Annotated in this window: 13 protein-coding genes; 12 read left to right on the forward strand and 1 reads right to left on the reverse strand. The window is 35.0% G+C overall.

The window, feature by feature from the left end; translation table 11 throughout:
- The 12 genes from B3J44_RS15735 to B3J44_RS15790 form a co-directional block, all read left to right on the forward strand.
- Window positions 1-1,152 (forward strand): urease subunit alpha (locus tag B3J44_RS15735; protein ID WP_286969547.1); only part of this gene is annotated, 1,152 nt, incomplete at its 5' end.
- A gap of 83 nt (window positions 1,153-1,235) precedes the next feature.
- The gene (locus B3J44_RS15740) at window positions 1,236-1,823 is read left to right on the forward strand and encodes a hypothetical protein (protein ID WP_286969549.1); all 588 of its coding nucleotides are present in this window, start codon (window positions 1,236-1,238) and stop codon (window positions 1,821-1,823) included.
- Window positions 1,823-2,326, forward strand: coding sequence for an urease accessory protein UreE (gene ureE, locus B3J44_RS15745; protein ID WP_286969552.1), 504 nt, complete (start codon window positions 1,823-1,825; stop codon window positions 2,324-2,326). The genes B3J44_RS15740 and ureE overlap by 1 nt, the downstream gene beginning before the upstream one ends.
- 1 nt (window position 2,327) lies before the next feature.
- Window positions 2,328-3,017, forward strand: a complete 690-nt coding sequence (locus tag B3J44_RS15750) for an urease accessory protein UreF (RefSeq protein WP_286969574.1) — start codon at window positions 2,328-2,330, stop codon at window positions 3,015-3,017.
- Between the two features lie 60 nt (window positions 3,018-3,077).
- Entirely contained in the window at window positions 3,078-3,716 is a 639-nt protein-coding gene (ureG, locus tag B3J44_RS15755) for an urease accessory protein UreG (protein ID WP_144213159.1), read from the forward strand.
- A gap of 4 nt (window positions 3,717-3,720) precedes the next feature.
- Window positions 3,721-4,518 carry an urease accessory protein UreD gene (locus B3J44_RS15760; protein WP_286969554.1) on the forward strand — a complete coding sequence of 266 codons (798 nt, stop codon included), beginning with the start codon at window positions 3,721-3,723 and terminating at the stop codon, window positions 4,516-4,518.
- A 7-nt stretch (window positions 4,519-4,525) separates the two neighbouring features.
- Window positions 4,526-5,224, forward strand: coding sequence for a hypothetical protein (locus B3J44_RS15765; RefSeq protein ID WP_286969557.1), 699 nt, complete (start codon window positions 4,526-4,528; stop codon window positions 5,222-5,224).
- Between the two features lie 34 nt (window positions 5,225-5,258).
- Window positions 5,259-6,143, forward strand: a complete 885-nt coding sequence (locus B3J44_RS15770) for an urea transporter (protein WP_286969560.1) — start codon at window positions 5,259-5,261, stop codon at window positions 6,141-6,143.
- A gap of 5 nt (window positions 6,144-6,148) precedes the next feature.
- Window positions 6,149-8,035 carry a TonB-dependent receptor gene (locus B3J44_RS15775; RefSeq protein ID WP_286969563.1) on the forward strand — a complete coding sequence of 629 codons (1,887 nt, stop codon included), beginning with the start codon at window positions 6,149-6,151 and terminating at the stop codon, window positions 8,033-8,035.
- Between the two features lie 21 nt (window positions 8,036-8,056).
- A complete protein-coding gene (locus tag B3J44_RS15780; RefSeq protein ID WP_286969565.1) occupies window positions 8,057-8,209 on the forward strand; it encodes a hypothetical protein in 153 nt (50 codons plus the stop codon).
- 12 nt (window positions 8,210-8,221) lie between these two features.
- Window positions 8,222-9,028, forward strand: a complete 807-nt coding sequence (locus B3J44_RS15785) for a DUF2490 domain-containing protein (protein ID WP_286969567.1) — start codon at window positions 8,222-8,224, stop codon at window positions 9,026-9,028.
- Between the two features lie 62 nt (window positions 9,029-9,090).
- Window positions 9,091-10,317, forward strand: coding sequence for a RidA family protein (locus B3J44_RS15790; RefSeq protein ID WP_286969570.1), 1,227 nt, complete (start codon window positions 9,091-9,093; stop codon window positions 10,315-10,317).
- 119 nt (window positions 10,318-10,436) lie between these two features.
- On the opposite strand, the gene B3J44_RS15795 is transcribed toward B3J44_RS15790, so the two are convergent.
- Complete coding sequence (locus B3J44_RS15795; RefSeq protein WP_286969573.1) at window positions 10,437-11,321, reverse strand: helix-turn-helix domain-containing protein; 885 nt, start codon at window positions 11,319-11,321, stop codon at window positions 10,437-10,439.
- Between the last annotated feature and the right edge of the window lie 744 nt (window positions 11,322-12,065).

The following is a 12,065-nucleotide window of genomic DNA, read 5'->3' on the forward strand; positions in this document are numbered from 1 at the left end:
GCATTTCCTGTAAATGTTGGTTTCGTCGGAAAAGGTAATGTAGCTACAGAAGCTCCAATTGAAGAACAAATTGAAGCAGGTGCTTTGGGAGTAAAAATCCATGAAGATTGGGGAGCAACTCCTGCTGTTATTGATGCTTCTCTAAAAGTGGCAGACAAATATGATGTGCAAGTAGCTATTCATACAGATACACTTAATGAGGGAGGATTTCTTGAAGATACTATGAATGCTATCGCAGGACGTGTTATTCATACGTTCCACACCGAAGGAGCTGGTGGAGGTCACGCGCCAGATATTATTAAAGCAGCAATGTATCCAAATGTATTGCCAGCGTCTACAAATCCAACCAGACCTTATACAACAAATACTATCGATGAGCACCTAGATATGTTGATGGTTTGCCATCACTTAAGTCCAAAAATCCCAGAAGATGTAGCTTTTGCAGATTCACGTATTCGTCCAGAAACTATTGCTGCAGAAGATGTGCTTCAAGATATGGGAGTATTCAGTATCATGAGTTCTGATTCGCAAGCTATGGGACGTGTAGGAGAGGTAATTACTCGTACATGGCAAACAGCTGACAAGATGAAGAAACAGAAAGGGTATTTAGCCGAAGATGCAGCAAACAAAAACGACAACTATCGCGCAAAAAGATATGTGTCTAAATATACAATCAACCCTGCAATTGCACACGGAATTTCTAATTATGTTGGATCAATAGAAGCAGGCAAAATTGCTGACTTGGTAATTTGGAAACCTTCATTATTTGGGGTTAAACCAGAAATTATCGTAAAAGGAGGTTTTATTGCCGCAAGCAAAATGGGGGATGCTAATGCTTCTATTCCAACACCACAACCTATTATTATGCGTAATATGTTTGGAACTTATGGAAAAGCATTGACTAAAACGGTGTTCACCTTTGTTTCGCAAGCAGGTATCGACAATAACATCGCTGAAGAATATGGTTTAGAAAAGAAACTACTAGCAGTTTCAAACTGCAGAAACATCGGCAAGGCAGATATGATTCATAACAATGCAACTCCAGAAATCATGGTAAATGCTGAAAACTATACCGTGACAATCGATGGAGAAAAAATCACCTGCGAACCTGTGGATAAACTTCCATTAGCACAATTATACTATTTGTTTTAATTAATAACTCTTATTCTGCTTCTTACTGCAACAATTTATTTTGTTGCAGTAAGACTAGAATAAAAACATCAAAAAAGAATTTTATGAATAATTGGAAAATTAATTTGGGTTTTATTCTTTTTCTAGTATGTGCCAGTCTTACAACGGTTCGTGCACAAAAAGGATCTTTAATGCTTTATGGTTCTTTAACTTATAAAGACAATAATAATACGGGAAGCAGTTTTGGTGCAAACCCAATCGGAGTAGGATATTTTTTTAACGATCACGTCGTTGCAGGGATGAATTTTGCTTTTGATCAAGAGAAAAATGCAGCGGGAAATCTTACCGATTCTAAACATGAAATAGGTCCTTTTTATAGTGACTCTTGGAATATCGGAGATCATTTTGCCATCATTGCTCAGGCTGACGCGCATTATGTATGGGGAAATACGCTTATGAATACTCCTGGATCTTATAGCTACAACGGCTATTTAGGAAGAATCTATCCAATTGTAGCCGTACTTCTTGGTCATGGATGGGCGCTAAAAGCCAAATTCTGTGAATTATCATATGAAAATACTACAGGAAACGATGCAAATAAAACGAGTAATCGAACATTTGTTGCCGGAATAAATGGCTCAACATTAGGACTCGGAGTTTCAAAGAACATCTCCTTTAAAAGAACGAAATAATGATTATACAACAGATACTAGGTAATACAAAAACACATTCAACTGAAGGTCTTGAGATAGATCTTCTCGAAATTGAGTGGTTTGAAACTACTAAGAGAATTCAGCGCAAGCGAACAAATTTTGGGGTTGAAATTGCGATTAAGTTTATTCAGGAAGGACAGCGATTGAATCAAGATGACATTCTTTATCAAGATGATAAAAAAGCGATTGTTGTAAACATTAAACCTTGTGAAGCGATTGTAATGACACCTTCGTCTTTATTAGAAATGGGAACAATTTGCTATGAAATTGGAAATAAACATCTTCCGTTATTCATTCAGAATGATCAGATTATGATGCCTTTTGAAATGCCAATGTTTAGATGGCTCGAAGCAAGTGGTTACAAACCAGAAAAACAAGAGATAAAGCTCTTGCATTTGCTAAAATCGAATGTAGCGCCTCATGGTCACGGAAATTCGTCTCTTTTTACAAAAATCCTAAACATGGCTTCTTCAAATGACTAATATAGAAAACACTTATTTAGGAAGTCTTCTTCATTTAGCAGATCCAACTTTACCAATTGGAGGATATACGCACTCTAACGGTTTGGAGACTTATGTTCAGGACGAAGCTGTAAATTCTGTGGCTTCGGCAAAAGAGTTTGTATCTAATATGTTAATGTATAACATAAAATACAATGACGCTTCTTTCTTAAAACTAGCTTATATAGCGGCTACAAATAATGATTTAGAAACTATAATAAAACTTGATCAGGAATGCAGTGCTTTAAAGAGTCCGCGAGAAATACGAGAGGCAAGTCAGAAACTGGGAATTCGATTAATTAAGATTTTCCGAAGGCAAAAAGCCTTTGATCTCATCAATGGTTATGAACAAGCAATTGCCAATAAAGAAGCAACTGCACATTATTGCATCGCTTTTGGATTGTACGCACAACTATTAGAAATTCCACTAGACGAAGCTTTGTTTGCATTCTATTACAATGCCGCTATTGGAATGATTACCAATTCGGTTAAGCTAGTGCCTCTAGGACAATTAGATGGACAAGATGTTTTGTTCGAATTACAACCGCTGATTAAAAAATTAGCAAAAGAAACATTAACAATAGACAGAGAACTTGTAGGTCTTTGCAGCATCGCTTTTGATATTCGCTGTATGCAACATGAGAGACTTTATTCAAGATTGTACATGTCGTAACAAAGAGAAAAGAATAAAGAGAAAAGACTTAAAAAATAAAGAAATAAAGAAATAAAGAAAATGGAAACTAGAAAATATGTCAAAGTAGGAGTGGCAGGGCCTGTAGGATCAGGAAAAACAGCATTGTTAGAACGTTTAAGCCGAAAAATGCTGAACGATTATAATTTAGGAGTAATCACAAATGACATCTATACGAAAGAAGATGCTGAATTTATGGTAAAAAACAGTTTGTTACCAAAAGAAAAAATCATTGGAGTAGAGACTGGGGGCTGTCCTCACACCGCAATTCGCGAAGATGCGAGTATGAATTTGGAGGCGGTAGATGAATTGGTTTCGCGTTTTCCTGATATCGAATTAATTCTAATTGAAAGTGGTGGAGATAACCTTTCAGCAACTTTTTCACCAGATTTAGCCGATGTGACGATTTTCGTAATTGATGTCGCTGAAGGAGAAAAAATCCCTCGTAAAGGCGGACCTGGTATCACAAGATCTGATTTACTTTTGATCAATAAAATCGACTTAGCGCCTTATGTTGGGGCAAGTTTAGAAGTAATGGAAAACGATGCACGTAGAATGAGAAAAGGGGCACCGTTTGTATTTTCAAACCTTAGATCTACAGAAGGAATTGATGAAGTTATTGGCTGGATCAAGAAATATGCATTGCTAGAAGATATCGAAGAACCAAATTTAGTTCGTTAATCAAATGGTAAGTACCCTAAAAATAGAAATAGAAGAAAGGGATGGGGAATCATTTTTAAGAGATGCATATGTGACACAGCCCTTCAGGATTATGCCTGTTGGACAGTATAAATCTGATGGAGCTTCGTATTTGATGATCATGAGTTCATCGCCTGGAATTTTAAGTGGAGATGTTTATGATATTCAGGTAAATGTTAAAGAAAATGCTCGTTTGCAATTGCAGTCACAATCCTATCAGCGATTGTTTAATATGGATGGGAGTGCTTCGCAAATCATGAATGTCAAAATGGAAAAAGGAACTTCATTCTCATATGTGCCTCATCCCGTGGTTCCACATGAAGATTCTACTTTCAAAAGCCATAACAAGATCAACATCGAGGATGATTGTGATTTAACAATAAGCGAAATCATTACCTGTGGACGTAAACATCACGGAGAAACTTTTAAGTATGCTCATTTTCAAAATCTTCTAGAGGTTTTTCATCATGATAAGCTTGTTTTAAAAGACAATGTTCTATTAAGACCAGATATTATGCCTTTATCAGCTATGGGTTTACTGGAAGGCTTTACGCATCAAGGAACTTTTGTGTATCTAAACACAAGGAATGAGGATGTGAAGGAGAATATCGAATTCTTTTTTAAAGAATTGGAAGGATTGGAAAACGTTGCATTTGGAATCAGTGAATTAGAATCAAATGGTTTTGTCATTAGAATTCTAGGACATGGAGGAGAACAAATGTTTGATTTCTTTAGAAAAGTGCAGGATGTGCTTTGGGAACAAAAAGTAGCAATACAAATTTAAACAACTTATGGATTCAAATTTAATAGCATTATCAATTACAGCAATCAGCATCAGCTTTTTTCATACTGCATCGGGACCAGACCATTATCTGCCATTTATTGTTTTATCGCGATCTCGAAAATGGAGCTTGTCTAAAACTATTATGCTCACAATAATCTGTGGTTTAGGACATATTCTGAGTTCGGTAGTTTTAGGAATTATTGGCGTTTTCTTAGGATGGCAAATTAATAAAATAACTTTTTTCCAAGATTTTAGAGGCAACATAGCAAGCTGGGCATTGCTGTTATTTGGAGCAATTTATCTTGTCTATGGACTTTGGGCTGCTTACAAAAACAAAGCGCACAAACACTTTGACGTAATGGGAGAAGATGTATTTGTATATTCTCATAGACATGGCGAGGTAGTTATGCCTACGAATCGAGTAAAAGTAACGCCTTTGGTTTTGTTTGCCATTTTTGTGATGGGGCCAAGTGAACCACTGATTCCTCTGTTATTCTATTCAGGATTGAATCGTTCTGTTGCTGAAATTTCCACAATTATTGGTGTTTTCACATTAAGTACAGTTCTAACTATGCTTGGCATGGTGCTTTTGGGAGTTTATGGATATTCTTTTTTCAAAACAGAAAAGCTCGAACGTTATACGCCTGCAATCAGTGGAGCAGTAGTTTTAGCCTGTGGCTTTGGGATGGTCTTTTTAGGCTGGTAATTCAAATTAGTTTTTCACTTTTAGAAACATATAAATGAAAAAAATAAAATCAATAGTAGAAACAGTGCTTAAAGGCATTGGACAAATCATGCTTCAAGAAAGTGCTTGGACGGGTTTGCTATTTTTAATTGCTATATGTTACGATTCTTTGCTTATGGGAGTTGCAGCTTTGCTGAGTTCTATAATTGGTACTGCGACAGCAAAGATTTGCAAGTTCAGTGACGAAAATATAAAAGCAGGTTTGTACGGATTTAATGCGACGTTAGTAGGAGTAGGATTAGTTTTCTTCTTTGAAACCAGTCCATTAATATGGCTTTTAATTGTTTTAGGATCTGTACTAAGCACATTGGTTATGGAATTTTCTATTCGTAAAAAGATTCCCTTTTTCACCTTTCCTTTTATTGTTATTACGGTAATTGCTGTTTTGAGTATCCAACATTTTGGATTAGCAACAGCAAGAGTGTCTGTAGTAAAAGGAGAAATGGCTGAACTTGAAGATTTCGCAGTAGCAGCGCATGCCTATAGTGAAGTGATTTTTCAGGGAACTATTGCTGCAGGTTTGCTGTTTTTTATAGGGGTTTTTCTCAATAATCCCACAGCAGCTTTATACGGATTCCTAGCGGCAGTAATTGCAGCTGCAATTGCGCATTTTGATCAAGATTCTGTAAAATTAATAGAAGATGGAATGTTTAGTTTCAACGCTGTTTTATGCGGAATTGCGTGCAGCGGAACAAAACCAAGAGATGGATTATATGTACTGCTATCAGTAATTATAGCCACATATTTTGACATTTTTATGATGCATAACGGATGGATTACACTTACGTTTCCATTTGTTTTATCGATGTGGGTAATTGTATTCCTAAAAAAAATAGTAGGCCGTTTTGAAAATAAAACGGCAATTGTAGAAGAAAATTAATAATAATGAGAAACAAACTTTTTACAGCAATTGTAATAGTATTGTTAGCGGTGCAGAATGGATTTGCTCAAGAAGTAAACAAGCCAGAAGCAAAAAAAATAGAAGTAAACAAAGCAGAAGCAGATACAGTGCATCTGAGCAAAATAGTAATTAGTAATATCGACTTCAGAAAACAAATAATGAAAGTCGATTTAAAAATGGCTCCTGTAAATTCTGCGCAGGATCTATTACGAAAAGTTCCAGGATTATTTATTGCCCAACATGCAGGAGGCGGTAAAGCAGAACAAATATTTTTACGAGGTTTTGATAATGATCATGGAACCGACATCAGCGTTATGGCTGATGGAATGCCAGTAAACATAGTCTCACATGCGCATGGTCAGGGATATGCTGATTTGCATTTTCTGATTCCAGAAACAATCAAAGATATCGATTTTGGTAAAGGATCTTATTATGCCGATAAAGGGGATTTTAACACCTCAGGATATGTCAATTTTAGCACATTTGACAGATTAGAGAATAACCTTTTTAAAATTGAAGGTGGTTCTTTTAATACCATGCGAGCGGTGACAATGCTTAATCTTTTAGATAAAAACGACAAAGACAAAAGTTTCTATGTAGCAGGTGAATTCAATTATACCGATGGACCGTTTGATGTCAAACAGGATTTTACACGCATTAATTTTTTAGCGAAGTACAGTCAATGGATTGATGAAAAACAATATATCTCTATTTTAGGATCGACTTTTACTTCAAACTGGAATGCTTCGGGACAAATTCCTGAAAGAGCAGTAGAAGAAGGAATTATAAGCAGATGGGGATCTATAGATCCAACTGAAGGCGGAAGGACTTCGAGAACAAACCTTGCTGTAAATTATAAATACTTAGCCAATGAGAATGAAGAGTTTTCAAGCAATTTATTCTATTCTAAATATAATTTTAATCTGTTTTCAAACTTTACTTTTTTTCTAAATGATCCTGTTTACGGAGATGAGATTCAGCAAACTGACAACCGTTCTATTTATGGTCTTGAAAATAAGTATGTCCAAAGATTTGCATTTGAAAATAGCAACATGACTTGGACATCAGGCGTAGGATTCCGTTTTGATGACATTAAGGATTTGCAATTAAATCATGTCTATCAGCGCGATTTATTATTAAATAGATTATCTGATGGATCTGCTACAGAAGTCAATGTTCATGGTTATACTTCACTTGATTATAGAGTAGGTAAATGGCTTATCAATCCATCAGCTAGGTTAGACTATTTTACGTTTAGTCTTCATGATCGTCTTGCTAGTTTACCTTCGGCAAAAGAAGCTTCGGCGGCTAGAGTAAGTCCAAAATTGAATATTTCGTATACACAGAACCAAAATGTACAATGGTACATTAAGTCTGGTTTTGGATTTCATTCCAACGACGTAAGAGTTGTAGTGGCTCAGGATGGAAAAGACATTCTGCCGTACTCTTTTGGAAGCGATTTTGGAGTTATTCTGCGCCCAACTGCCAATATGATTATTCAACCAGCAATTTGGCATATGTATTTGCAGCAAGAATTTGTATATGTTGGAGACGAAGCTGTTGTAGAGCCATCAGGAAAAACACGCCGTTTAGGTTTTGATTTGAGTTTGAGATACCAGCCTATTTCTTGGCTTTATTTAGACGGAGATCTTAATTATGCTCATGCTCGTTTTATTGATGAACCAAAAGGAGAAGATTATATTCCATTAGTTCCAACTCTTACCAGTACAGGAGGTGTGGCAGTAAAACTTCCTTCGGGGTTCTCTGCAAATTTAAGATACCGCTATATGGATTCACGACCTGCAATAGAAGACAATTCGGTAAGAACACGCGGCTATTTCGTCAATGATCTTGTGCTTGGCTTATGGTAAAAGAAAAGCTGGGAAGTAAATATGCAGTTTCAAAACATCTTTAATACCAAATGGAACGAAGCACAATTTGAAACAGAAACCAGACTTAGAGACGAGGCTAGTTCAGTATCAGAATTATGTTTTACTCCCGGAACTCCTTTCGCTGTAAAAGCAGGAGTGAGCTACAAATTTTAAACTTTAGAAAATATGAAAAACGTGTCTGCAAAAAGCAAATTGCTATTGGCAGTGGTCATTTTTGTGGTCACATTTAGTAATAAATCATATGCACAGTTAAGCCCACCAGGTTTAGGAGAGGCAAAAAACGCTTCATGGTTTGCCTTTGGCGTTAGGCAATCTTTAGATTCACTTAAACAAAAAGAATCGACCACTTATGTAGGTGTTGGTTTAAAGAGTAGTCCAGATGAGAATAATCCATTTTCTAAAATGGCAATTCTGGTAATCAACGAAGAAATTTCCAACCGTTACAGTAAGAACTGGGAATACTCATATGCGTTTAGCTACAGAAGATCTAATAATTATGACTCTGAAGCGCCTTATGAGGAATTGAATCCTGAAATTGAACAGGAATTTAGATTATACGGACGCTATTCTTATATCACAGAAGGCAACGGACTGAAATGGAAAAATACGGTAAGACAGGAGTTTAGAAAATTTTTCAATCCTGATTTTAGTAATACCGAAGAGAATTTTCAGTTGCGTACTCGCCTCAAAACACAGCTAAGCCTAGATTTAGGAAGCACTAAAACACATCATGTTATAGGAGGTGCCGAAGTTCTTTTTGCAATCAGCAAAGAAAATGAGCCCGACAAGGAATGGTCAAAATTTGATTATAAAGAAAGCCGACTCACTCTTTACTACTCACTTACTCCACATGAAATTCCATTTATTTTCGATGTAGGTTATATGTACAACCTCATTGGTAAAGGATCTGATATTTCAGACGTGAATTATTTGGCCTTAGATATAATTTGGAAAAATCCTTTTGGGGCATGATAAGTTAACAGCAAGACTAGTCTATAAAAAAGTAATAATTAAAACAGAAAAACAAATAAATTATGAGCGAAATTAAAAAGAACTCGAGAAACACAGAAAATGCGCCAAAAAGCCCATTTTCAATGCAAACAGTAGCGTTTTCTCATTACAACAATTTTTCGGCACAATTGCCTATCGATCCTAAAACGGGAGAAATTGTTAGCGACGATATTAAAGAGCAGGCAAAACAATGCTTGACAAATATTCAAGCAATTGTAGAAAGCATTGGTCACGTTATGGATGATACAGTAAAACTAACTGTTTTCTTAAAAAATATTTCTGATAGCGAAGCAGTAGATGAAGTGTACAAAACATTCTTCAAAAGTAATCTTCCAACTCGTACAACGGTTGCCGTAGAAGCTCTGTCGTTAGATGGCGCTTTAATTCAGATAGATACTCTTATTTCAAATGGAGAGGGAACAACTCCGCAAAAAGCTTTAGATCTTGTTAAAGTGACCAGAAATACAGAAAATGCACCAAAGAGCATACACGCGCATAACGTAGCATTTTCTCACTATAGCAATATTTCGGCACAATTGCCTATCGATCCACAATCTGGTAAAATTGTTGCAGGTGGCGCAAAAGACCAGACTGAACAATGTTTAGAAAATATTAAAGCTATTTTAGAAAGCATTGGACATGTTATGAATGATGTGGTTAAAACTACCGTTTTTCTTAAAAACATTTCAGATGCTGAGGTTGTAAATGAAGTTTTAGCAAAATTCTTCCCGAACTATGTTCCAGCTCGAACAATTGTTAGTGCTTCTGCTTTGCCAATGGATGCTTTAGTGCAGATTGATACTGCAGTCTCACATGGTGACGGAACACCTCCGCAACTTCCAGAAGATGCTCGTTTTTTGGTAATTGAAGCAAATAACACCGAAAACGCACCAAAAGTTCCGTATTCGCACACAGTTGCTTATTCACATTACAATCATATTTCGGGTCAATTACCATTAGTTCCAGAAAACAATCAAATAGTAGGCAGCGGTATTAAAGAGCAAGCGGCGCAATGTTTAAACAATATTAAAGCAATTGTAGAAAGTATCGACCATAAAATGGATGACATTGTTAAAGTAAATATTCAGCTTAGAAATGTTGCAGATATTACGGCTGTAAATGAAATCTATACTTCATTTTTCAGTGGCGATTTACCTGCAAGAACCGTAATCGGAGTTTCGGCGATTCCTATGAATGCTTTAATTCAAATGGATGCTGTTGTTTCTAATAGTGAAGGTACACCAGCTTAATTTATAAGCTAAAATTTAATTTTTTTAAGTAGAGTCTTTTTTAGACAAAAAACGCTTATAACAGGATTTTTAAACATCCTGTTTAAGCGTTTTCTTTTTTTATGAATGAATTGTAAATCTTAATGTTTTAAAAACTGTGTTCTATAATCAGAAGGAGACTCTCCTGTCACTTTTTTAAACATACGTGAAAAATAAGAAGGCGATTGAAAATGCAATTCAAATGCTATTTCTGCTATTTCTTTCGAATTATCTTGCAAAAGAATTTGGCTGTGTTGAATCGTAATTTCGTTTATCCATTGTTTTGGTGCCTTTCCAGTAGTTTCTTTAACGCATTTGTTCAAATAATTATCTGATATTTTTAATAGATTGGAGTAATAATCGATGTTTTTATGTTGAATATGGTTTTTCTGAACTAGTTCCCTAAATTGAAAAGAGATAAAACTTGCACGGCTAAGTGATTTATTGTCTGTATTTTCTGTTCGTATAATTTTTAATAACGCAGATTGAAGAAGCGCTGTAGTAATTGCATTAATATGTTCGGTTTGGTTCAATTCCTCTTCCAGTAATTCAAATAAACGGATAAGCCAATTGATTTGGTTAGGGTTTAAAATAGAGAAAGGTGAAGTGTAAAAAAAGTTTAGATCACTTGTAGTCAACGCAATTTCAGTGATGACCTCGTTTTCATAGATAACAAAAAAACCTTCAACATCGTCGGATAATTCTAAGGTTGCGGTGAAATTTCCTTGTTTAATACTAAGTGCTTGATTGGCGTTGATTTCGAAGATGGATGTTTCGAGTTGCTGTTTTACAAATCCTTTTGTAACAAAAATTAGAAAGTTGAAAGTGGTTTGATACGGATTAACTGGTATTACAATTTTCCTTAAATAGTTTTCAATGCGGTATAGCTGTACGTTAGAATTATTAAAAAGATTGTGAGTGGTTATATCGGGAAGAAAGAACTTCTTGTATTCATAATTGCTAATTAGTTTGGGATTGTTTTTCATTCAAACTTGATTTTGTAATACAGATGTAAAAGCATTATATATTTGATTGTAATCTGAGATAAGAGGTTGATTTTTAAAACTGAAATATAGGACTCAAAATTAAGCACTAAGTTAAGTTATATTTATCTATAATTATGATATTCTCTTTAATTATATATAGTGTCTTCTTAAAGACTTTATCTGCTTTTTGGGTTTGATAAAGTGTTTTCATTTTAAAATTATATGTACTTATATACTATAAGATATACAAAAGATATTTTGGGCTATTTTATTTTATAATTTGGATAAAGGAATTTATGCCGTTGTAGTAATAGATACAATAAAATTTAGATTCTAATTATATTAAGAAGCATTGGGTTCAGTAACATTAAGCGTTAATTTTAAAGTTGTAAAGGCTTAGCTAATTCAATTGTTTTTACAACAGCTTTAAAATTTGTTAAAAAAAGCGTGATAGTTTCGTGGTTTACTGACTTAATAAAGAGTTCTGTCCTGATTTTGCTTCAACAAAAGATACTTTCTTATAGATGGTATTTTGCTTTAAATTTACGTAAGTAAGAAAAATCCTTAGCTACTGTGTTTTTTTTTAGAATTTAAATTATATGTTATCAGTTAGTTAAGAAAAAGTTTTAAAAAACATTGAAAATACTTTGAAAAAAAGCTTGCATAAGCGGAAAAAGGTTCTACTTTTGCACCCGCTTTGAAACACAAGCGATGAATAAATAAAAGACACGTTCGTAGACATAT

The sequence above is a fragment of the Flavobacterium sp. UBA4854 genome, from assembly GCF_002399805.1.
GTDB classification, from domain to species: Bacteria; Bacteroidota; Bacteroidia; order Flavobacteriales; family Flavobacteriaceae; genus Flavobacterium; species Flavobacterium ginsengisoli.